This window comes from Sphingobium sp. FW305-3-2-15-F-TSA7 (assembly GCF_058787155.1).
In genome coordinates this window covers 1-21,397 of the sequence record NZ_JBYSZM010000046.1, presented here as the reverse complement: position 1 = coordinate 21,397, position 21,397 = coordinate 1, and the positions used below count along the sequence as shown (strand labels likewise).

The 21,397-nt window shown below is 60.2% G+C and carries 19 protein-coding genes; 8 read left to right on the top strand and 11 right to left on the bottom strand.

The window, feature by feature from the left end; all coding sequences use genetic code 11:
• Positions 1-235 precede the first annotated feature (235 nt).
• Both AC3WN8_RS27080 and AC3WN8_RS27075 read left to right on the top strand, forming a co-directional pair.
• Positions 236-724, top strand: coding sequence for a hypothetical protein (locus AC3WN8_RS27080; RefSeq protein ID WP_492672624.1), 489 nt, complete (start codon positions 236-238; stop codon positions 722-724).
• Between the two features lie 64 nt (positions 725-788).
• Positions 789-1,544, top strand: coding sequence for a hypothetical protein (locus AC3WN8_RS27075; protein WP_492672623.1), 756 nt, complete (start codon positions 789-791; stop codon positions 1,542-1,544).
• A gap of 175 nt (positions 1,545-1,719) precedes the next feature.
• On the opposite strand, the gene AC3WN8_RS27070 is transcribed toward AC3WN8_RS27075, so the two are convergent.
• From AC3WN8_RS27070 to AC3WN8_RS27055, 4 genes are all read right to left on the bottom strand, one after another.
• Complete coding sequence (locus AC3WN8_RS27070; RefSeq protein ID WP_492672622.1) at positions 1,720-2,892, bottom strand: serine hydrolase domain-containing protein; 1,173 nt, start codon at positions 2,890-2,892, stop codon at positions 1,720-1,722.
• A gap of 179 nt (positions 2,893-3,071) precedes the next feature.
• Positions 3,072-6,224, bottom strand: coding sequence for a TonB-dependent receptor domain-containing protein (locus AC3WN8_RS27065; protein WP_492672621.1), 3,153 nt, complete (start codon positions 6,222-6,224; stop codon positions 3,072-3,074).
• Positions 6,225-6,291: 67 nt separating this feature from the next.
• Entirely contained in the window at positions 6,292-7,263 is a 972-nt protein-coding gene (locus AC3WN8_RS27060) for a FecR family protein (RefSeq protein WP_492672620.1), read from the bottom strand.
• Complete coding sequence (locus AC3WN8_RS27055) at positions 7,257-7,748, bottom strand: RNA polymerase sigma factor (RefSeq protein WP_492672619.1); 492 nt, start codon at positions 7,746-7,748, stop codon at positions 7,257-7,259. The genes AC3WN8_RS27060 and AC3WN8_RS27055 overlap by 7 nt, the downstream gene beginning before the upstream one ends.
• Positions 7,749-8,292: 544 nt before the next feature.
• On the opposite strand from AC3WN8_RS27055, the gene AC3WN8_RS27050 reads away from it, so the two are divergent.
• Entirely contained in the window at positions 8,293-9,039 is a 747-nt protein-coding gene (locus AC3WN8_RS27050) for a 2OG-Fe dioxygenase family protein (protein WP_492672618.1), read from the top strand.
• Positions 9,040-9,339: 300 nt separating this feature from the next.
• On the opposite strand, the gene AC3WN8_RS27045 is transcribed toward AC3WN8_RS27050, so the two are convergent.
• From AC3WN8_RS27045 to AC3WN8_RS27035, 3 genes are read right to left on the bottom strand one after another with little or no spacing between them, the layout of a single operon-like run.
• Positions 9,340-10,545 (bottom strand): alpha/beta hydrolase family protein, encoded by a 1,206-nt coding sequence (locus AC3WN8_RS27045; protein WP_492672617.1) that lies wholly within the window; start codon positions 10,543-10,545, stop codon positions 9,340-9,342.
• Between the two features lie 34 nt (positions 10,546-10,579).
• The gene (locus AC3WN8_RS27040; RefSeq protein WP_492672616.1) at positions 10,580-11,665 is read right to left on the bottom strand and encodes a sensor histidine kinase; all 1,086 of its coding nucleotides are present in this window, start codon (positions 11,663-11,665) and stop codon (positions 10,580-10,582) included.
• 55 nt (positions 11,666-11,720) lie between these two features.
• Positions 11,721-12,416: a response regulator transcription factor gene (locus AC3WN8_RS27035; protein ID WP_492672615.1), complete on the bottom strand. Its 696-nt coding sequence runs from the start codon at positions 12,414-12,416 to the stop codon at positions 11,721-11,723.
• A 164-nt stretch (positions 12,417-12,580) separates the two neighbouring features.
• On the opposite strand from AC3WN8_RS27035, the gene AC3WN8_RS27030 reads away from it, so the two are divergent.
• The 3 genes from AC3WN8_RS27030 (at position 12,581) to AC3WN8_RS27020 (ending at position 16,321) form a co-directional block, all read left to right on the top strand.
• Positions 12,581-13,570, top strand: coding sequence for an endonuclease/exonuclease/phosphatase family protein (locus AC3WN8_RS27030; RefSeq protein ID WP_492672651.1), 990 nt, complete (start codon positions 12,581-12,583; stop codon positions 13,568-13,570).
• A 61-nt stretch (positions 13,571-13,631) separates the two neighbouring features.
• The gene (locus tag AC3WN8_RS27025) at positions 13,632-15,674 is read left to right on the top strand and encodes a TonB-dependent receptor plug domain-containing protein (protein ID WP_492672614.1); all 2,043 of its coding nucleotides are present in this window, start codon (positions 13,632-13,634) and stop codon (positions 15,672-15,674) included.
• Positions 15,675-15,874: 200 nt separating this feature from the next.
• A complete protein-coding gene (locus AC3WN8_RS27020) occupies positions 15,875-16,321 on the top strand; it encodes a YdeI/OmpD-associated family protein (protein WP_492672613.1) in 447 nt (148 codons plus the stop codon).
• Positions 16,322-16,543: 222 nt separating this feature from the next.
• Here AC3WN8_RS27020 and AC3WN8_RS27015 read toward each other — a convergent pair whose 3' ends face one another.
• Positions 16,544-17,143: a DUF308 domain-containing protein gene (locus tag AC3WN8_RS27015; protein WP_492672612.1), complete on the bottom strand. Its 600-nt coding sequence runs from the start codon at positions 17,141-17,143 to the stop codon at positions 16,544-16,546.
• Between the two features lie 235 nt (positions 17,144-17,378).
• On the opposite strand from AC3WN8_RS27015, the gene AC3WN8_RS27010 reads away from it, so the two are divergent.
• On the top strand, positions 17,379-17,990 hold the full coding sequence (locus AC3WN8_RS27010; protein ID WP_492672611.1) for a TetR/AcrR family transcriptional regulator: 612 nt from the start codon (positions 17,379-17,381) through the stop codon (positions 17,988-17,990).
• A 79-nt stretch (positions 17,991-18,069) separates the two neighbouring features.
• The gene (locus tag AC3WN8_RS27005; protein WP_492672610.1) at positions 18,070-18,930 is read left to right on the top strand and encodes a LysR family transcriptional regulator; all 861 of its coding nucleotides are present in this window, start codon (positions 18,070-18,072) and stop codon (positions 18,928-18,930) included.
• A 65-nt stretch (positions 18,931-18,995) separates the two neighbouring features.
• Here the strand turns inward: AC3WN8_RS27005 and AC3WN8_RS27000 are convergent, their stop codons facing one another.
• Genes AC3WN8_RS27000 through AC3WN8_RS26990 form a run of 3 tightly spaced genes read right to left on the bottom strand, consistent with a single transcriptional unit; the run spans position 18,996 to position 21,310 of the window.
• Positions 18,996-19,526, bottom strand: a complete 531-nt coding sequence (locus tag AC3WN8_RS27000) for a VOC family protein (protein ID WP_492672609.1) — start codon at positions 19,524-19,526, stop codon at positions 18,996-18,998.
• Positions 19,527-19,541: 15 nt separating this feature from the next.
• A complete protein-coding gene (locus tag AC3WN8_RS26995; RefSeq protein WP_492672608.1) occupies positions 19,542-20,435 on the bottom strand; it encodes an alpha/beta fold hydrolase in 894 nt (297 codons plus the stop codon).
• Positions 20,432-21,310, bottom strand: a complete 879-nt coding sequence (locus tag AC3WN8_RS26990; RefSeq protein ID WP_492672607.1) for an oxidoreductase — start codon at positions 21,308-21,310, stop codon at positions 20,432-20,434. Before AC3WN8_RS26990 ends, AC3WN8_RS26995 begins: the two co-directional genes overlap by 4 nt.
• Positions 21,311-21,397 lie beyond the last annotated feature (87 nt).

Here is a 21,397-nt window from a genome sequence, read left to right as displayed (position 1 = left end):
GAAATGGCAATGCGGGTGTAGCGCGGTGCCCGGATGCGGAAGCGGGGCATGCGCGGTTTCGCCGACATGCTCACAGCGCGATGACCTGCGACGCCAATGCCTCAACCGCGCATTTGGGGATTTATCGCCTGGCGCCGTAATTTCGTTCAAGTAACACCGCGAAACCTTGTTCATGTTTCGGCCAGTGAGATTGTGGTCATGGTCCGGGTCGGTTGAGACTTGCGAGGTGAAGATCATGACGCGTTTCCTTGGCTTGTCTGCCTCAGCAGCAGCGTCCGTTATCGCCCTCTCCACCATGGGGTCGCCCATATCGGCGGCGGACCAAGGATATCTCGCGCACGCGTACAGTTGCGAGGTTTTCGGCGGAGATGGCAAACCCTTCGATACATTCGATGTGACCATGAAGCCGCACGCGAATGGAGGCTTCGAATATGATGTCGAAATCTCGTCACCGAGGAACGGATCGCTAAAAGCGCCGACCACTGCCAAGGCTTTGGCCAGCGGACGCTTCGAAATCGTGAGCCGTCCGGCTGGCCCGAATGGCGAGCCCCCCCCCGCCTTTTCGCCCAGAACCGGGGTCAGGCTCGTTTTCGAAGACCTGCACGCCAGAAGCAGCGGCTATGCGGTCATCTACAAGGACGGGGCATCCTCGCATTTTGAAGTCGCAGGTTACTATCCGGCTGCCGCCGGCATTTGCACGCCCTCCAAGGTGCCGGGATCATGACACTCGTTCAAATTGCAGCCGATGCGGGCTTCAAGGTTCGGAGATCCAGATGATCTAACGACCGGTGGCCCGGCGCTTCAGATCGATCCTTGCTTTCCGAAACTCCGAAAGCAATATCTTGCCTATGAGGTTAAGCGCGAGCATCCTGTTATTGATGGTGGCAGCGTGTCAGAACGCTCAGCCTGAACGAAACAGCGCTCCAGAAAATAATCTGCTCTGCAAAGCACTTCCGGGCAAAACCGAGACCATCAAACCCACCGCATCGGGAATTCAATACTTCCCCCCTTCTTTCGGCAAGATCATGCACGCCTGCAATTTCAAGGGTTATCCCGAATGCTTTCCGGAGGTCAGTGCGTTTGAAAATGAATGGTATTCCAAGCACTGGGAATTTGCACAAGAACCATCCGTGTACCGTCTTTCAGGAAGCACTAAGTCTGCGCAAAACACCATCCTCAGATTTACGTGGCTTCCGACATTCAATCACCCTGTAATTATTCGATTTGAGATAACGCCCGGCTCAACGACCATGATCGCAAAAGAGCTTTCAGGTGCTGGTGGTACCATCAAACGACAGATGACGCGAAAGCTCGATTCTAAGGAAGCGCGCCGATTGACCCAATTTATGGCGACGGAAAGCCCGTTGGATGAACCGCCCGCGAAATGCGAACTCGGCGCTGATGGAAGTCAGTGGATCCTCGAACGCGCCAGTAACGGTGCTTATGACTATGCCAATCGATGGTCACCACAAACCGGATCGATGCGTGATTTTGGCATATTGGCTCTGCAACTGACCGGATGGAAATTCGAAGAGGTCTACTGATGACGAGTAATTACGGTGCCACGTGCGCCCCCCAATTATGCCAATGACGGCCGGCTTGGAAAATTCAGAATTTGGTTTTTTTGCAAATTCCGGTGCCAGTGCACTTCACCGGAATCGCTTGGCGGCGATCCTCCGGCCCCACACTGGATTCCGGGAGCGGAAGCAAGTCAGCATGTTACTTGATTCTTTGACTCGCAAACCAGGCGTTGGCGACGGTCGAGAAACGCTCGCCGACCGCCCCCTGAGTGTTGGCAAGCATTACAATGGTCGTCCTTTCGTCCGGATATGTATAGAGCATGCTGCTGAATCCTGGAATTTCGCCGCCATGGCCGATCAAACGCCTTCCGTCGCGGCTACCTGACTTTATTCCCAAACCATATTCCAGCGGCGGGTCGCCGCCCGCATCGGGCTCTTGGACTTGGCTGGTAGCACGTCCATCTTTCAGTTTTGACGGCTCGATCATCAGCGTAAGACTTTCGGGCTTCAGCACCTTTCCGCCAAACAGGGCTGCACTCCAGCGCAGTAAGTCCGCGGCGGTCGATCGCATTGCCCCGGCGCCGCCCGACACACTCACCGAGAATGCCCCGGGATATTCGAGCGCGTTCCGCAGCGGATAATGGCCCTTTGCGCGGCGTGGCACGATCGTGCGCTCATTGTCATAAGCTGTGTCTGAAAGGCCCAAAGGCTTCGCGATCATGTCCTGCAACGCGACCGCATAGGACTTGCCAGTCAATTTCTCGACGATCGCCCCCGCCATCACATAGGCGCTGTTATTGTACTGGTAATCCGTGCCGACCGGAAAGTCGTTCAGCCTCTCCTGCCCTGCAATGTACGAGATCATCTCGCCTGTGCTGTGCTCACGCCATGCCCGCGACCCCATGAAAGTCTTGTCGGTATAGCTATGGATACCCGATGTGTGGTCGAGCAGGTGACGAACGGTGATCCCCTCCGGATGCGGAAAGTCCGGAAAATATTTGCTGATCGGGTCGCTCAACGACAACTGCCCACGTTCGACCAGCATCAACAGCATCGCGCTGGTGAACTGTTTGGTGAGCGATCCGATGCGGAAGATCGTGTCAGGCTTGACGGGCTGGTCATCCTCCAGATCGGCCATGCCATAGCCCTTGATCAGGACGATCTTGCCATCCTTCATCACGCCGACAACGGCGCCGGCCAACTTTCGCGACGTGACCCAATCAGCCATCGCTGTGTCGATCACTGCCGTATCGATGGTGGTCGATGCCACCTGCTTCGAGCCCGCCATCGCGGGTGTGAAATATGCTGTATGCGCCAACAGCAAGATCGCAGGTGCGACCTCAAGCCAGCGCGCGATTTTCCGATTCTTCATATCGAGTATATCCCATAACTTTGCATCACCGACGTGAATGCTTTGCGCCGCCGGACTCGCGAAAGGGAAACATGAGCCGACGATCTGGGACCAAGGCCCAGATTTGGTTGCGCTCGCCGATCGCGAAGGCAGACTGCCCCCGCCCCATGCGGCGCCCGAACGTAAAGCGACTCTAAAAACTAGAATGTAACGCGGGCACCCGCCGATAAATATCTTCCGACCACATCATAGAACAAATTACTACTTGTACTAATAGGCGGCACTCGGTCGAATACGTTGTTTATCGTGCCAAACAGCGTGAATTTCTCCGCAACCCTGAACTGTGCACCGATATCCACATATGCTCGTGCTTTAATGTCGTTATTTATAAGCAACGGCTGCCCGTTCGTACCATTCAGCAGATGGTTGAACTTGCCTCCGCCGACATAGCGCACCCGCGCATCGAGGCCGATATGGTCATTCTGATACGCGAAACTCAGAACGCCGCGCCATTTCGGCATGGTGTTGGCTGTGGCGTTACCGACGTCTCCAGCCGTATCGACTGCCGAAATTCCGGTGTTGAAAATAAAGTCTTCCACATAGTTCGCAAGTGCGCGCACGCGAAGCGACCCCGGAATTTTCGCACTCAGAGCCGACATTTGGAAGGAATAGGAAGCTTCGATATCGACGCCCTTGCTCTGGAAGGAGGCAAGGTTCAAAACGTTGGATCGCACCTCCGTGACGGTTCCAGTGGCATCGCGCGTGATGCGAGAGCACGCATCGGCGCTTCCGAGCCGGCAGGCGAGGGTCAAGTTCGATGCCGACAAGGTCGAGATCGCTTTCGATATTTCGATGTCGTAATAATCGATCGCCAGATTGAATCCTGGGAAGAATTTCGGCGAGAACGTCGCGCCGAAGGTCACCGTCTTGCCGATCTCCGGCACGAGATCTGGATTTCCGCCGGAAAGCGTCCGCACCGACGCTGGCGCTGAATTGTAAGCGGGATTGGCTGCCAGACGTCCCGCTGTGTCCTGGTCCACAAGAGTGCCTAAGCCAACATTCTGCACACCGAACAGATCCGTGATGGAAGGTGCCCGGATGTCGCGGGAGCGCGTTGCGCGCAGCGTGATTGTTTCAAATAGCCTTACGGTCCCCCCGCCTTTCCAAGACCAAATACCGCCGCTCCTGCTATAATCCGAATAGCGAGCGGCGCCGTTGAGATCGATCTTGACCGTGCCTTCCAGGTCGAGCAGCGGGAGTGCAATTTCGCCAAACGCTTCCTTGACGTTAAAGCCGCCGCTGATCGGGCTGCGATATACGCCGACGATTGGTCCAAATGCACCGGCAAGATCCAGAGCGCCGCTGACCGACTTTTGCTCTTCAAAGCGGGCTTCGACACCTACGGCGATCGTAACCGGCCCAGCCCAGAGCGAGAACAGGTCGCCCTGAATGTCGGCTGCGACGGAATCGAGCTTGGTCGTCGTATCATTCCGCTGCATGCCCATCACGTACGCCAGCGCCTCAGGCGAGGCATTATAGCGGCCGAACAGATTGAGCGGCCGACAGGCGGGATCATCATTTGTGGAGATCGCATCCGCGTTGATCGCGCAGACTGCCTGGCCGTTGCTCGACACTGCATTCAGGGCATTGTTATACTTCGTGATGATTGGCGATCTTGTGCGCTGCTTGAATAGCACCTCGCCGTGGCTGTAGTGTGCGGCGAATTTCCAGTTGCCGAGATTGCCGTTGATACCGATCGCACCTTCTTTCTGCTCTCTGGTACCCGTGTATCCCAGCTCAAAGTCTCCATCAAAGAACTTGCCAAGAGTGAAGCTGGTCTGACCGGCAGCCGCAAGCTGATTTCGGATCGCTTGCGAAATAAAGGGATTGGTGGCCTGGAAGGTGATACTTGTGGGCAAGCCGAAATTGATGAGAAAAGGGCGCGGAGCCGACTTGGATCGACCGTAGCTGCCCTCGAACCATGCCGTGACCCCGCCCAGATCATAGCTCAGGCGTCCAAAAGCGGAAATCCGCTGAAATGGAGTCGTAACGGAAATTGCGTCATTCTGCGCCTGCCCGTCCGCACCGCCGATCATCGTGGCGGGAAAAGGCGTGGCGGCCGGATTTGCGGCGAGCGAAATACCGGAGCGGAACGGACGCAACGTGCCGTCTTCATTAAAAACCTGCCCGGCAAGAACGCCGCTGGTGATCAGGCCGGCGGAAGACTGATTGCCCGAATTCACATCGCGCACGATCATCTGTCGGGTATCTGTGGTGCTGGTCGGATTGACACGAACAATGGCGGCGCTTCCGAGATTGCGACGCGAGTTGCGGTCGGGGATCCCCTTATCGTCGACATATTCTGCTCCGAACAGAATGTGGCCCTTCCCGCCGGCGATCGAAGTACCGTAGGCTATATCTGCTCCATAGCGCATTCCGTCGCCGCGAGATGAGATTCCGGACGCCCCGCCAATGCTGAGGCCGTCCAGCTTGTCTTTGAGAATGATATTGACGACGCCAGCGACCGCGTCCGAGCCATAAGCCGCAGAAGCGCCCCCTGTTACAACCTCTACGCGCTGAACGAGATTGATCGGTACATAATTGAGGTTGTTGTTTCCAACGAAGCGCCGGCCGTTGAGCAGCGTCAACGTCCGTGCGGGGCCGAAGCCGCGTAAATCGACTGGAGCGCTCCCCGATGACGTGTTGCCGTTGGTCACCTGCGGCGTAGTCGTCGGACGAAACTGCGGCGAATCGTTCAAAACCTGAGCAAGGTTGGCACGTGCGCCCTGCCTGAGTTCGACCGAACCGATCACGGTTGTCGGTGTCGGGTGATCGAACCCCGCGCGCTCGATGCGCGAACCGGTGACCACAATCTCGCTTGCCGCCTGCTCGTCTCCCGCAGCATCGGCGGATTGCGTGCTTCGATCTGCTGCGGCATCGGCAACGGCCTGCCCAGCGTCCGCTGAACCGGGATTTTCAGCGGCGCCCCGCGCCGCTCTTGCCTCCCCCATCTGGCGCACTCGAAGCACAAGGCCGCCACGACCGTCACCGACGATTTTCAGGTTGGTGCCCGCAATCAGTCGGGCGACAGCATCCTCGGCGGTCATGTTGCCGTTGATCGCTGAGGCCTTTCGGCCGGAGACCAGCGCCGGAGAGAAAAGGATGTTCACGCCGGTCCTGCGAGCAACATCCTTGAGCGATTGCTCCAGGGGCTGCGCCGGAAGCTGGATCGTGGTTTTCGCGCGTGCGGTTTGCGCCATCGCCACGGCGGGCGTTTGCCCGATCGCCAAAGCCATCACCGTGGCGCTGCAGCCGATGGTCAGTCTCAAGGCGAGTTGCCCACTCTTTCTCATGTCCGTCCCCCATATGTCGCGCGCCTCTGCGTGCTTCATGGTGAGGACGGATCAGCTTCGATTTACCTCACTTGAAATCGTCTCGCCGCGCGGAACTGACGATCAACCGGGGTCCGTCGCGCCTCACGACCACCGGCAGCGCCACCGCAACAGAGTCAGCGAATGCCGCCGTGTCGCCGACTTCATAGACGCCGGAGATTTTCATCGCGGCCGCCCCCGGATCGGCAAACTCGATATGCGTGCTGCTGTAACGGTTCATCTCTGCCGCCGCCTGGGCCAGCGTATTGCCTTCGAACACCGCCTGGCCGCTCTGCCAGGAGGTCACTTTCCTGACGTCGGGCTCGTCGATCCGCGTTGGCTGCGCTGACACGGCCGTGAGCCGCTGCCCCGTTACAAGCCTCGCCACGTCAGCGGCCTGCGCGCCCGCCAATCCAACCTTCGCGTCACCCTTCACGACGGCAACGGCGATGGATGCGCCTTCGCGACGAATATCGATCAGCCCACTATCCGCGATCACCAGCTTTCCGGCGGCTTCGACCTGGAATGGCCGCTGTGTATCCACGGAAATGGAAAGGCTGATCCTGCCGCGTTCGAGTGAAACATGACGCGATCCGCCGCCCACGCGCACCCGCACACGGGTATCGGTATCCAGCATGATCTTGGATCCGTCGTCGAGCACGAATTCGCGGCGCTCGCCAATCCCCGTTTCGAGCACGCCCGCATAGGCGACATTCCAGGCGCCGAATCCCACAGCCGTCGCGACGACGCCACCGATGCCGGCGAGCACCCCACGCCTGCTCGGTCGCTTCCTGATAGGTGCAGTATCGATTTCGAACGGGCTGATCGCGCCCGCCGTTTCCCACGTCGCCGTCATCCTGTCGAAGACATAGGCGTTAGCCGGCTTCTCCCGGAGCCATGCGCGAAACTCGTCGTCATCCTGCGCAGTGCGCGTGTCGGAATGCAGCCGGGCGACCCATATCGCGGCTTCCGCGCGCGTTTCGGGATCCGGTCTCCAGCCATTTTCCAGGCCGCTCACCATCCCTCGCTCCAATCGGTCAGAAACAGCGTCGCGCGCGCGATATGCTTTTCCACCGCACTTTGACTGATGCCGATGCGCGCGGCGATCTCGCGGTATTTCAGCCCTTCGAGGCGGTGCATCATGAATATCTCTTGTGATCTTGGCGGCAGCTTCGCGATGCCCTCGCGAACCCGATCGAGCCGCTGCCGCGACGCCAACACTTCATCCGGCATCGGCGCCGAATCCCGGAGCAGCGCCCCATCATGGTCGATGTCGAAACTGTCATGGATCTGCCGATCCTGGCGTGCATGGTCGATCCCCGCATTTACGGCAGCCCGGTAAATGAAGCCGCTCGGCTCCTTCACCTCCGAATTCGCGCGCGTTCGATACAGCCGCTCATATGCCGTCTGAAGAAGATCCTCGGCATCGGCGCTGCGCCCCGCCCAGCGTTCGATCCGGCGAAGGAGCTTGGCCCAGCCGGTTCGTTCAGAGGGCATTGGGATCATGCGATCGCCACCTGGGACCACTCCGCTTTCAGGATTGTCGATGCCAGGCATCCTAACATAATCTGCGCCGCAATATCGTCGGTCCTTATCCCGCTAACGTGTGGACGGCTCAGCTTCGTTTTACCTCACATGAAACGGCAAAAATAATTTCATGGGGGCTGTCAGATGGCCATTGCCGGCCTCAAAGGGGGATTCCGGTGGCAGCGGACCAAACCCCTTCAGGCACAACGAACCACAATCCATTTTCAGCGGCGATCACGTGCACTGTTGTTGTCATCGAAACCCGGCCGGTCCGCATCCAAACTCTGATGGTTGGCGAGCCTCATGAGCGAACGGTCGGGCCAGGCCGAGCGATCGACCTGCGCGCAGAGGTGACATGATCGCGTTTGGCCGATTCATGGCCGGTAACTTTCGAGAAGCGGCGGCAAGAGCTCACCCTACCCCCCGGCCATAATCTGGCCGCATGAACCATTATATGACGTGCGTATTGCTTCGATACCGGGGCAATTGTTGACGTGGTGACTCTACTGTGCCTCGACAATCGATGAACCTTGGAAGTGCGGCCACCGCTCCCCTGGCCATGGAACTTGCCGCGCAGGGCTTTGTTCGTCTGTCGCCTGGCAAGATCGATTGGCTACCGACTCCTGGCTTGGATTCGAGCTGGGCGCGCTTCGCGGAATCGTGGAATCGTCTCGGTCTTGATCGATATATGGCCGATGGCGGTCGCTATCGCCGGCGCCGTCACGCCGCATTGGCGATCACGCCCGACGCGATCACGCGAAAGCCGCACCAGCCCCATTTTCAGAGCCGTGACTATAATCAGTTGAATGGAGATGTTCAGCGCTGGTTCGAACCCATGGAGGAGGCGATCGTCGATAGCCCGATGATGCAGCGACTGCTCCGCGGCGCGACCCTTTGCTTTGAGGGCGCCGGCGAAAGTGCTGCAGCCACTCATTGGCATGTCGAACTGCATCAATTTCGGATCGAGACCACAACGCAGAACCCGGGTCGTCCGACCCCGGAAGGCATGCATCGCGACGGGGTCGATTGGGTGCTGGTGATGCTGGTCGATCGATCGAACGCCGATGAAGGCGTGACCGAGATTCAGATTGCCGGTCGACCGGAGATTGACCGCTTCACCCTGGCAACACCAGGTGACGCCGTGCTTCTGGACGACCACAGGGTGATGCACGGCGTGACTCCGATCCGCCCCATCGATACGGACATGCCGGCGTATCGCGACGTCTTCGTCGCGACATGGACGGCGGAAAGCGACCTCCAGCAGATATGACATCGGCGTTCCCGGGAACGCGGGAACGACATAAATGAGTTGGTCCAGCGGACGCAGGCTGCGGACGAACCACAACCCACTTCAGCGACAACCAGGTGTACCGTCACCAGAATTCCGCCGATTTCGTCCTGGCAGCACGACCGCTTTCAGGATTTCTGATCTGCTCCGGACGGCCGAAACTCGGCGCATAGGTGCCGCGCAGATTTTGGGCCGGCAACGGACGTTCGGCTTTCAGGCCGGAAAAGCCGGTAGCGGACATGCGCCGGCCTGCGGCTCGTCGACTTCGCTACCCCAACACCTTCACTGTTGCGTCACAATAGGCCTCACCTCGCTGATCGCCGGTGAGCGCGCGATTTCTTCGCCAGTCATCCAGCTGGTCAATATCGAGAAGTAATCAGGCGCCTCGGGCCGTACTCGCTCCGTCTGGGCAGGGTCCATCTGTGCTTTGGGGTCCATCGAGGTTGCCATATGGTGGTCTGCACCCGCGATCACGCGCACGGTGATGCCGGAGCGCGGCCGGGCATTGATCCGAGCGACCGAGGTCGCCACCGGTACCACCGGATCGTTTGCACCGAACAGAATCAACGTCGGCACCTTGACCTGGTCAAGCGTTGGCAGGGGGTCGTATTCGATTTCCTTGCGCCAGCGCGATGTTGCCCGATCACCCACGGTATTGCTCATATAGAGTTGATCGAACCAGGGCTTGAATACTACGCGGTCAGTAAGCGACTGCGCCTTCGCGCGGTCCCCGTTCCCACGCATATAGTCGTCTACCGACTTGCGAGCCGCATGCATCTGTTCGATTTCGGCTTCGGAATAACCGTTGATGCGCATGTAATTTTCAGACCTGAACATCATCTGCACATCGGGCGTTACAAGAGGCGCCGCGATCGAGACGACGAAGCGCACGTCGGGACTGCGAGTGGCCGCGAGCAGTGACAGCCAGCCACCTTGGCTCAGCCCCCAAATTCCGATCCGATGAGAATCGATCCGCGGATCGGCCTTGAGCATCTGCACAGCCGCGATCGCATCATCGGCAAGCATCGCATAATCGCTGCCCTTCAAACTTCCGCCCGATTGCCCGCTGCCACGTCGGTCGTATGTGAGCACCGCAATGCCAAGCGGCGGCAGCATTTCGGTGAGGTGTCGGTAGAGCGGCATGTCGCGCAGCGGCTTCGAGGCGGTATGCGTGACGACGACCGCGCCCAAAGCCTGACCGCCATCGGGGAGATGCAGCGTGCCGCTAAGCGTCGCATCACCGCTGCGGAAGGTCCTGTTTTCCGTCACGATCCTCGTCGACGGTGCGGTGCTCCACGGCGGCGGGGCGGCTTCCTGCGCGCCGGCCAGCGAATGGACGGACGATAACAGCAATATCGCGGCCGCCCAAAAGACGTGACCGCTCTCGCCGAAGGTCCGCCTTGCGGGCCGCCCCGTCCTGCGCTCGGTGGCCCGCTGTCGCGCTCGCTTGCAGGCGCCGTCGCTCGGCCGTTCATGGATATCGCTCATATGCCCTGCTCATCGCCCCTATATCAGTCGGCTGTTATACGCGCGGCTGATCGACATGCCGGCGCGGTTCGTTCGCGCATCGCTCGGTCTGCGGCGGCCCAGCGGGTAATTGCACCGTGACCCGGAGGCCGCCAACGGAACCGGGTGCGAGCTTCATGATACCATCATGCGCCTGGGTAATGCTTTTGACGATAGCCAGGCCGAGACCGACGCCTTCGTGGCTGGTGCGTATTCGTTCGGCGCCGCGCTGAAACGGCTCGGCAAGTGTGCAAACCGATTGTTCGGTCAGCTTTTCGCCAGTGTTTTCGACAGTGAGCGTCACGCTACCAGGATGAACGCTGGTCTTTACCCATACAGTGCCCTGTCCAGGCAGGTTATGGACGATCGCGTTATGCACCAGGTTCGTAGCCAGCTGTAGCAGGAGCGCTTGTGAACCGGTGGTGATAGCAATGTTACCCGACGTCTCGATGGTAACGCCGCACTTTTCTGCGAGAGGAAGGAGCGTTTCGGTCGCTTCTTCCGCCAAGAGGGAAAGATCGACCTCTACGCGAGTGAAGGACCGCCGGTCGGCGCGGCTGAGCAGGAGCAATGCTTCCGTGAGGTCGATTGCCCGGCTGTTGACGGCATCGAGGCGCTCGACGAGTTCGTCGGCGTCGCGAGCCGGATCGTTACGCGCGACTTCGAGGAGGGTCTGCGTGATCGCCAGTGGAGTCCGCAATTCATGCGAAGCGTTTGCCGCAAATCGCTGCTGTTCGGTGACATGGGTTTCGAGCTGCGCGAACATCGCGTCAAAGGCATCGGCGAGTTCGCGAAACTCATCCCGACGGCCGGGCAGGCTGATACGATGGGAGAGCGACCCGAAGCCTGCCTGGCGGGTGGCATTCGTTATGCATGTCAGCGGCGCCAGCATGCGACCGGAAAGAATCCATCCTCCCACGAGACCGAATATCAGCAGGAAGACCAAAACGGCGAAGGCGGCCGGACCGAATATCACGGGACCAAAGTTGCTCGGGTCAAAGGCGCGCAGGAGGTTGGAAGGGTCAGGAAGGAAAATGCTGAAAGGTTTGTCTCGCAGAAGGAATAGCCACGCGACAGCGAGCAGCATGACGCCTGCCACCATGAGGAATCCGGCATAGCTCAGGGTAAGCTTTAGACGGACGCTCAAACCGGGGCCCCTATCCACCGCGCCCTCCCTCAGTTTCGGCCCCTGTCTGCGTGTCGATACGATAACCGGCGCCGGCCATCGTGGCGATAAGCCAGGGTTCGCCGAGCCGTTTACGCAGCGCTGAGACCGTGATGCGCACAGCGTTGGTAAACGGATCGGCATTTTCATCCCATGCCCGCTCCAGAAGCTCTTCGGCGCTGACCACACCGCCTTCGGCCGCGACGAGGACTTCGAGCACGGCAAACTGCTTGCGGGTCAGCGGGACATATCGTCCACCGCGGTAGACCTCACGGCGGAACGGGTCGAGGCGAAGCCCCGCGATCTCGCGGACTGGCGGCCTGTTATATGTGCGCCTGCGGTCGAGGGCCCTGAGCCTGAGCACAAGCTCTCGAAGCGCGAATGGCTTGGTCAGATAATCGTCGGCGCCCAGTTCGAAGCCCGAAGCCTTGTCGTCGAGCCGGTCGGCGGCCGTCAGCATGATGATGGGCATGCCGCTGCCGGAGGCAACGATGCTTCTGGCGATCTCGTCGCCCGACGGGCCCGGGATATCGCGGTCCAGGATGGCGGCGTCGTACGTGTTGATATCCAGCAGCTCGAGGGCCGTGTCTCCGTCGGCGGCGATGTCCGCGGCGATCGCCTCCAGACGCAAGCCATCGCGGATGGCTTCGGCCAGATAAGGTTCGTCTTCGACTATCAGCACACGCATAATAACTCGCTTCTACGGGCGCGAGCATATCGTCAGCGTATCGAAAAACACAGACGCGCCCGCAACATGCCATCGCGTCAACCAGAGGCATGACCTACAGCGAACCGACACGAACAGCCGCCCGCATAGTCCAATCGAGCACCGATCGGCCGCGTATAGCGCGGATGGATCCGGGGGAGACACCGCCGGGTCGCGGGAAGCGCGGCCTGATCCTGGCGACGCTGGCCGTGTTGCTGGGTCTACTCATGGCGCTGCATGCAAAGATACCGAACCGGATCGGACATCTCGGCAGCCTGGCGGAGACCTTTCTACCGTGGTTCGGCTTATTCATCCCGGTGCTCCTCTTCGCAGCCGTCCGGCGCCGTTCCGCCAGTGCAGCCGTCGCATTGATCCTGCCGGCCATCATCTGGATGAACCTGTTCGGTGGACAATGGGGCGACAAGTCCGACGTCGATAGCGACCTCATCCTGGCCACCCACAATGTCGGCGCCGGCAACCCAGATCCGGTCGGCACGGCGCGCGCGCTCGCTCGATCGGGGGCGGACATATTGGCGGTGCAGGAGATCACCGACGAGGCAAGGCCGCTCTACGAAAAAGGCCTGGCGAGAGCGTACCCCTATCACGTGGTGCGAGGTACCGTCGGCCTGTGGAGCAAGCTGCCGCTGTCGGAAACCCGGCCGGTCGACATCGAGATGGACTATGGGCCACTCGCGGCGACCAGACCGCCCGCCACCCAAATGCCCTGGAACCGGGCGCTGCGCAGTACGGTCGCCACGCCCCGCGGGCCGCTGGCGGTCTATGTCGCCCATCTCGGGTCCGTCCGCTTCGTACCCTGGGAGGGTTTTCGAACGGGCGGGCGAGACCGGGGTGCAGAAGCGCTCGGCAAGGCCATCGCTGCGGAACCGAACACGCGGATGGTTCTGCTCGGTGACCTGAACGGCGCCATCGATGACCGCGCGTTCAACGCCATCACATCACAGCTGCGCTCGGCCCACGAGGCGGTGGGCGGCGGGTTCGGCTTCAGCTGGCCAGCCAGGTTCCCGGTGACGCGGATCGATCACATCCTGGTCAGGGGTTTGAAGCCGACAAGATCTTGGGTGCTGCCCGCAACGGGTAGCGACCACCGGCCGGTAGCGACCGGCATCGACTGGTGAGCCCCCCGTAATCCCACCTCCCGCCAAGGCCGCAAGCTGCATTCTTGAAGAAGGGATTCCCATGTTGGCAGATCCGCCCGCGATCGTCGCTTCGAGCCAGGCAGAAACCGACGCCGGCGTGATCGAAGTCATCGGCACACGCCCCGAACAGACCCAGAAAATCGATCGCAGGAGCTATCGGGTGAAGCCGAATCTCCATTCGGCGCAGGCAGATACCCTGCAACTTCTCCGTGGTCTGCCGGCAGTGACGATTTCGCGCGACGACGAGATCATGTTGCTCGGCGCGCCCAATGTAGCGGTCATGGTCGACGACCGATCGATCCAGGGAAATGTGACGCAATATCTCAAAACGCTGCACGGCAGCGATATCGAGCGGATCGAGGTTATCACCAACCCGTCCGCGCAATATTCACCGCAAGGCACCGGCGGGATCATTAACATCGTCTTGCGGAAACAACGTGACGACGGCGCAACGGGATCGGCATATGGCGAGGTTTCGAGCCTTGGCAACGGCAACGCCGGCGCGACGGTCAAGTATAAGCAGGGACGATGGAGCTTCGAGGTGGAAATGCGCGCCAATGGCGGGCAAACGGAAGGTTCGAGCTACACGCTTCATCGAACGGTCGGGAACTATCCAGACTCGGCGTTCACGACCAGCGTCGAGAACGGTGTCGTCGCCAAGTTCGCCCGCGGCGCCTTTCTGAGCACCAAGGTCGCCCGCGAGATCAACAGCAAGACCGACATCTATGCCAAGATCATCGGCAGCCTCATTCGGTTCAGCGACAACAGCAACATTGCGGTCCGCGAAGCGAATTCGGATTCCCGATCCTTCGAACGACAGCGCCAGTCCTCCACAGCCAGCTTCGCGGCATTCGAACTCGGATTCGATCACAAGGGCGAGACCGAAGGCGAGACGCTGAAGGTGACCGCCAGCGTGCTGGGGAACCCGGTCAGACATAGCCGGCTCGTCGGCGATCTGGACGAAGACGGCCGCTTCACGATCGATCGGCACGAGCCAAACCGGACCGTGGATTTCCAGCTCGGCTGGGTTCATCCGATCGGCAAGAGCCAAATCCTGTCCATGGGTGCTCAATGGTCGGCGGAAAAGCACGAGCTGCGCTATCGTTTCGAAAACGACAGCATTGCCCCGTCGCTGGGGCCGGACCAGATCGACCAATTCAAGCTGCTTGCCGGAACACTGTCGGCCTATGCGACCTTCCAGCAACAATTCGGTGCCTGGGCCGTGATGCCGGGCATCCGAATCGAGCGGAATAGTCGCAAGATCTCGAGCCCCGGCCGGCCAACCTTCGAGACGAGCCGGACGAGATTATTTCCGACGATCCATATCCAAGGTCCTTTGAGCAACGCGCTCGATCTCACCTTGAGCTACAGCAAGCGGATCGATCAGCCCGGAGTCAACAGGCTGCGCCCCTTTCCGATCATGGTGAAAGTCAATCTGGCCGAGAATGGCAATCCGACGCTCAAGGACCAATCGACCGACGCCTATGAGATCAACCTTCATTATAGCCGCAAAAAATTCGACGCCGGTCTGATCATCTATCACCGTGAAACGAGCGATCTGTTTTCACCGCGCTTCCTGGTCGATCCCAATGGCGCGACCGTGATGACGCCGATCAATGCCGGTCGCCGCATCGATCGCGGTGCGGAGTTCGACGTCAGCACGCCTCTGGCGACGCGGATCAAGGCAAGCGCGAGCATCAATCTGTTCAACAGCCGCGTGCCCATCGATCCGTGGCAAGGTAGCGCGAGCGCCGAAACCTTTCGTTACACGGGCAATGCGACGATCGAATGGAGCGGTCTCGGTCGCGGCAATTTGCCTGGTGATATCGCCCAACTCCAGTTCTTCTACGCAAGCCCTTCGCGTTCCTACCAGGTCCGGCTTGGCGGTTCCTCCTCCGCAACACTGTCGTACACACACAGCTTCAGTCGAACCTTGTCGCTGACCGGAACGCTCAGCGGCCTTGGTACGACGAAGAGCTACCGCCGACTTGTCGCGGAGCGGGTACGGGAGGACCTCGAAAGTCGAGAGCGCGGCCCCGAGTTCAAGGTCAAACTCGTGAAGACGTTCGGCTCCAGCAAATGATGTCTCCGCACGCTGAGGAAGGCTGATGTCGATCATCGTGCGGAAGGTAAACCTCACTCACAACCATGTCTCTGGGGTTCGTGTCGACATTCATCGCACTTAAATGGAACCTCGCATGGGCCATCATCCGCCGCGAATTTGCTACGTAATCAGATGCGGAGATGGCTCAATCGGGAATTTTGTAAAAAAGGAGAGCCCGTATGGCTGGAAAGACGTTCAGGACCACGATTGTCAGAGATGGCTCCGCCTGCTTCATCCCGCTGAATTTCGATCCGAAGCCCATTTTCGGTAGGATCCGCGCGCCGGTAAAGGTCACACTGAACGGTTACACATATCGCAGCACCATTGCGCATATGGGAGGGCAATTCTGCCTTCCGCTGCGCAAGAGAAACAGGGAGGCCGCGTGCCTGGAAGGTCGAGAAACTTTGGACGTTACGCTTGAACTCGATGCCGATGAGCGGAGGGTCGAGATCCCAACCGACCTTGAAAGCGCACTCACACCTGTTGGACGAGAGAGATGGGATGCGCTGAGCTTTACGCGCCAAAGAGAGCATGCCGAAACGGTAACCGGAGCAAAAAAGGCAGAAACGCGAGAGCGGCGTATCAAGGAAATCAGCGATCGCCTAAATTCGTCACCAGAGCCCTGAGTTTCCCGGCAAGTAGGAACACGGGTTCTTCCGGCGAGCCTTCCGAGGAATTCCGACAGGATCGGAAGTGGCCTTCCTACTCGTTGCAGCTGCAAATGCCACACGGCCCCGCGCATATCGACCGCCGCCGGACCAGGCCAATTGCGTCCAGGCCGCTTCTGGGCCGTTTGGAGACGGTCGGCTTTCGGCGATCAAACAACGAAAGCGGACACTCCAAGGCAGTTAGGCGCGTTCGCTTTCGGGATCGCGAGCTGGGCGGTTTTGGACTCCCGTTTTCCGAAGGAGCATTACGGCCGCCACGGCAAAGTAGAGTGCACCAAAACCCGCATAGGGCGCGACATCGGCGACGTTCAGACTGGAAGCGGGATCGTTCGCCTTCGCTATGAAGAACAGACCCGCCAATGCCGACTGCGCGCCACTCAAGATCATCGGCCATTGGGCAGCCGCACTCCGCCACCGCCGCGCGGCGGTCGAAAGTTGGAGAATGCCGGAGAGCGTTGCCCAAATCCCGATCACCGCGATTACGGCATGAAAGTTCCGTGTTGCAGCGACAGCAACCGCCAGCGCGACAATGGCGCTCACGAACACATTGACCGTTTGTGTGGGGTTGCTGCGGAGGCCGCAGCTGCGCTGTGCATCGATATAATTGGCAAGGCTGTCCCATGCGGGATACGCAATGATCAAAGCGACGCCAAGCGCCGGGTGAGAGTTTGCGATCGCGAGAGCCAAGACGACCCACAAGGCCGAAAAAAGCGCGCGTATGATGTAATAGCGCTTCAGCCAGTCGCTGTTCGGAGGCAAGGTTTCACTATTCATTGTCATGTGGGCTTTCAGTTGAAGCGCGAACGCGGCTGCGCAGCGAGCAGGGGATCAGATTGAGTGAATTCTGCGCCGGTAGACCCTCCCGGCGCCGCGAAATATCTTCAGCCTAGGCGGCGGCCGGAAAGTCGATGGCCGGAACTGACGCCGGTTATGAGAAAGGTCTTGGGGAGAACTGCGGCCATGGTCTAACTCCACTGGATAGGATCAATAACTATATCATGATATAGATAGTGGCATGACGCGTATCAAGACCCCCTCTGACGCCACCGCCATGCGGGGCGAGCCTGTCCGCCAGCGCGTCATCGACGCGGCGGAACGATTGCTTCGCGAAGGCAAGGCCGAATTCTCGATGCGTCACCTCGCCTCCGAGGCCGGCGTCAGCTTCGCGACGCCTTTCAATCAGTTCGGGAGCAAAGCGGCGATCATGCAGGCGCTCGCCGAACGGCGGATCGAGCTCATGACAAAGCGCTTCTTGGAGCATCCTCCCCTCTCCAACGCAGCCGACCGGGTTCTGGTCGCCATCCGAATAGCTGCAGAAGGCATGCTCGAAGAACCGCGAGTCAATCGCGCAGTAATGGGCTGGATCGGAACTGCGGGCCCGGCGCCAGGCCGCGCACTGGAGCTGTCGACAAATCTGTGGCGGCTCGCCCTCGGCGACGGCAGCGGCCTGGTTGCCGTGAGGAAAGACGAAGCGCTACGTACCTTGCCGCGGCAGCTCGCATTTGCCTTTCGCGGAACGCTGTCCTTCTGGACGGCAGGCGAGCTTGCCGATGAAGAGCTGACTGCAACCGCTCAAGAAGTGGCGAGCGGGCTGCTGCAGAGCTTCGCCGGAAATCCGCAGCGGTGACGAGGCGGAAAGATCGATAAGCGATCGTTCGAAGAGATGCCGGGTTTTGCCCCGCTATTACAACGCGTGAGGACATAACATGGAGTGGGGCGACGTCCGCATCTTTCTGGCCGTACTGCGGTCTGGCACGCTGGGCGGCGCTGCGCGCTCGCTGCGCCTCAGTCATCCCACTGTTGGCCGGCGTCTCCGCACGCTCGAGGAGGCGACTGGCCACACGCTGTTTCAGAGAACCGCTGATGGACACGTCCTCACGGAGGAAGGGCGCTCCATCGTCGCTCTGGCGGAGCAGATGGAAGAGGGTGCGCTCGCCATGGAGAGACGGCTTGCCGGGCAGGAGCAGCAGCTTCGTGGCTCCCTGCGTATATCCTCGGCCGATTGGTTCGGCGCCTATGTCCTGCCGCCAATCGTAGCTGAATATACGAGCGCCTATCCGGGCGTCGATGTCGAGATCCTGACAGGAACGCGCCTCTTCAGCCTCGCTCAGCGTGAGTCGGACATCGCCTTCCGCATCGTGCCCTTCGACACCTCCGACATCGTGCAACGGCGGCTCGCCCGGTTGAACTACGGCGTATACATCGCCGCCAACGCGCCCGAACCGGTGTTCGGCGACGGGACAGGCTTCCGTCTGATCACCCACGACACATCGACGGGCCAGTTCCCCGATATTGCTTGGCTCGTAGAGAGCTTCCCCAACGCAGAGCCAATCATGCGTTCGAACAACCGGAACGTTCAGGCGCGTATGTGCAAACAGGGTGTCGGCATCGCCGTGCTTCCCCGCGCAGTCGGCAACCAGATCCCGGGGCTGCGTCAGCTCGACCTTCCGTCGGAGCCGCCCGGTCGCGACATCTGGATGGGCTACCATCGCGATCTGAAGCACCTTCAGCGCCTGCGTGCTTTCATCGGAATCGTGGAGAGTCACCTGCAAGTGGTGCTGCCCTGATCCGGCGCCTTGATGCGCTACCTCGGACGCGGCATAGCCGATGCGAACCCCTTTTCGATCCCTGCTCAGCCCTCGTCCTGCCACCGGCGTATATCCGTCTGGTCATGATAGGGCATACGATCCGGCGTAGTGATGAATTCCATCGTCGTGCCCCAGGGCGTGCGGCAGTAACAGACCTTATTGCCAGGACCCTTTTCGGTTTCATAGGGAATTGCGCGCGGGGCCGTGAGGGGCTTGCCTCCAGCCCGTTTGAAGCGCTCGACCGATCCGTCGATATCGTCGGTGTAGAGAGCGAAGTGCGTGATGCCGAAGTCGCTCGCCCGGATCGGCTGAGCTTGTTCGGGGCCGTGCATTTCGAAGAGCTCGATATCGGGACCGGTTCCGATCTTGACCATAGCCTGCGCACGCACGACCGTTCCGGGAAAAGCGCCAACGGCCCGCTCAAACTCAGGTCCCTGCCGCGGCGAATCCTCCGGTCCGAAGGATTGATAGATCAGCTGGCCACCAAAAGCTTCTACCAGGAACGATTTTGCGGCTTCGATATCGGGCACGGTAATGCCGATATGATTGACGCCGCGAATAACAGGTGCAGTCATGTCAGTTATCCTTTCTCATTGGTCCATCCGCCCGGCACACGATAGCGCGGGCGCCGCGTTTCGATTGACCTGGAGGAAATCGATCAGAGCGGCCGCGACGTCATCCGGCCGCTCGTCAGCGACATAGTGGCTGCACCGTGCGATTGACCCGCCCGTCACATTGGCGGCGAACTCCTTGAGCATCGGCACCATCTGTGCACCGAACCGCTGATCGCCACCGAGACCTAGTACCGGCATGTCGAGCGGCTGCTTCTTGTACTCGAGCGCGGCCGCATGGTCGGCGGCGAGGGTCCGATACCATTCCATGCCGCCACGCGTGCGGCCGGGAAGCGCCATCGCCTTGGCGTAGATCTCGATGTCTACCGGATTGAAGTTACTGTGATCGTAGAACCGCTCCGCCATGAAGGCAGAAATATAGTCATATTCGCGGCCATGAATCATGCGCTCGGGTAAATCCCGGTCCATATGGAAGCCGAAGTGCCACAGCCTTGCGGTCGTCGCCTCCCATCCCGTCCAGCCGGGAAGCGGAACGTCGAGGACGGCCAGATGGGTAACAGCGTGCCGATAGATGGCGGCCTGCGGCAAGGCGACCATTCCGCCGATGTCATGGCCGCACACAGCGTAGCGTCGATGCCCGAGGGCAACCATCACTTCATGCGCGTCACGCGCCATCGTCGTCTTGTCATAGCCAGCCTGCGGGCAATCGGAAAAGCCCGCCCCGCGCAGATCGATGGCTACCACGCTCAAATGCTCGGCCAGCAGCGGCATCACCTTGTGCCATTCCCACCAGGTTTCCGGCCAGCCGTGAAGCAGAAGGACCGGCGGGCCAGAGCCTCCCGTGACCGCGTTGATCTTGATGCCGTTCACCAGCATCAGCTGCTGGCTAAACCCGTTCAAAGCTGCGATCATGATCCTCTTCCAAACAGTTGTTGACGTTCAGACAGAGCTCGCGGCCCGCGTTCAGGCTGGTCGAAATCAGTGGCGATCGTGATATCGCGCCAAGCGTCGATATCGCGGCGGAAGGCAGCCAGCTTGCGCTCCGCGATCGCGTGCGCGGCCGGGCCGAGCGGCATATGAAGCGGAGCGTCATCGGCGTCGACGGCCTGCAGTATCACCGCAATCGCCTTGTCGGGATCGCCCGCCTGATTGCCGTCGTTGGCGTCGCGATAGTGCTTGCGCGAGCTCGCGGTATATTCCGGCATCTCCTTAGCCGCGATCGTGACAGAGCGGCCGAGGAAGTCTGTGCGAAACGGCCCGGGCTCGACGATCAGCACGCGGACACCGAAGGGTTGAAGCTCGCTTGCGAGCGCTTCGGAAATCCCTTCCACGGCGAACTTTGCGGCGTGGTAATAACCTCCGCCGCCGCGGCCCTCGATGCCCGCACCGGACGACATGTTGACGATCGTTCCGCCCGAGCGGCGCAGGACGGGCAGCGCGGCGCGGGTGGTTTCGATCAGACCAAAGACATTCACCTCGAACATTGGCCTATATTCTTCGGACGTGCCTTCCTCGATCGCACCAAACAGTGCGTAGCCGGCATTGTTCACGAGCACGTCAAACCCGCCGAAGGTCTCGACCGCCTTTGAGACCGCTGCCCTAGCCGCCACCGCATCGGTCACGTCGAGCGGCAACATGATCATGCGGCCGCCAAAAGGCTTGGCCATGTCCTCAATCGTCTCGATATTGCGGGCCGTCGCGATGACCCGGTCGCCGCGCTGTGCTGCTGCGAGCGCGAGCCGACGGCCGAAGCCGCTCGAGCAGCCTGTGATGAACCAGGTTTTCATATCGTCTTCTCCGAGTTACTCTCGAACGACGCAAAGCTGTCGCCGCAACGAGCCGTAATATCGGCCATGATTGGCCATCCCCCGCCC

What these genes read in the sequence shown, in the direction of transcription:
- AC3WN8_RS27080 (WP_492672624.1), top strand. Translation starts at nt 236, where the DNA reads ATGACGCGTTTCCTTGGCTTGTCTGCCTCAGCAGCAGCGTCCGTTATC.
- AC3WN8_RS27070 (WP_492672622.1), bottom strand. Translation starts at nt 2,892, where the DNA reads ATGAAGAATCGGAAAATCGCGCGCTGGCTTGAGGTCGCACCTGCGATC.
- AC3WN8_RS27065 (WP_492672621.1), bottom strand. Translation starts at nt 6,224, where the DNA reads ATGAGAAAGAGTGGGCAACTCGCCTTGAGACTGACCATCGGCTGCAGC.
- AC3WN8_RS27060 (WP_492672620.1), bottom strand. Translation starts at nt 7,263, where the DNA reads ATGGTGAGCGGCCTGGAAAATGGCTGGAGACCGGATCCCGAAACGCGC.
- AC3WN8_RS27055 (WP_492672619.1), bottom strand. Translation starts at nt 7,748, where the DNA reads ATGATCCCAATGCCCTCTGAACGAACCGGCTGGGCCAAGCTCCTTCGC.
- AC3WN8_RS27050 (WP_492672618.1), top strand. Translation starts at nt 8,293, where the DNA reads ATGAACCTTGGAAGTGCGGCCACCGCTCCCCTGGCCATGGAACTTGCC.
- AC3WN8_RS27045 (WP_492672617.1), bottom strand. Translation starts at nt 10,545, where the DNA reads ATGAGCGATATCCATGAACGGCCGAGCGACGGCGCCTGCAAGCGAGCG.
- AC3WN8_RS27040 (WP_492672616.1), bottom strand. Translation starts at nt 11,665, where the DNA reads ATGGTGGCAGGCGTCATGCTGCTCGCTGTCGCGTGGCTATTCCTTCTG.
- AC3WN8_RS27035 (WP_492672615.1), bottom strand. Translation starts at nt 12,416, where the DNA reads ATGCGTGTGCTGATAGTCGAAGACGAACCTTATCTGGCCGAAGCCATC.
- AC3WN8_RS27030 (WP_492672651.1), top strand. Translation starts at nt 12,581, where the DNA reads ATGGATCCGGGGGAGACACCGCCGGGTCGCGGGAAGCGCGGCCTGATC.
- AC3WN8_RS27025 (WP_492672614.1), top strand. Translation starts at nt 13,632, where the DNA reads ATGTTGGCAGATCCGCCCGCGATCGTCGCTTCGAGCCAGGCAGAAACC.
- AC3WN8_RS27020 (WP_492672613.1), top strand. Translation starts at nt 15,875, where the DNA reads ATGGCTGGAAAGACGTTCAGGACCACGATTGTCAGAGATGGCTCCGCC.
- AC3WN8_RS27015 (WP_492672612.1), bottom strand. Translation starts at nt 17,143, where the DNA reads ATGACAATGAATAGTGAAACCTTGCCTCCGAACAGCGACTGGCTGAAG.
- AC3WN8_RS27010 (WP_492672611.1), top strand. Translation starts at nt 17,379, where the DNA reads ATGACGCGTATCAAGACCCCCTCTGACGCCACCGCCATGCGGGGCGAG.
- AC3WN8_RS27005 (WP_492672610.1), top strand. Translation starts at nt 18,070, where the DNA reads ATGGAGTGGGGCGACGTCCGCATCTTTCTGGCCGTACTGCGGTCTGGC.
- AC3WN8_RS27000 (WP_492672609.1), bottom strand. Translation starts at nt 19,526, where the DNA reads ATGACTGCACCTGTTATTCGCGGCGTCAATCATATCGGCATTACCGTG.
- AC3WN8_RS26995 (WP_492672608.1), bottom strand. Translation starts at nt 20,435, where the DNA reads ATGATCGCAGCTTTGAACGGGTTTAGCCAGCAGCTGATGCTGGTGAAC.
- AC3WN8_RS26990 (WP_492672607.1), bottom strand. Translation starts at nt 21,310, where the DNA reads ATGAAAACCTGGTTCATCACAGGCTGCTCGAGCGGCTTCGGCCGTCGG.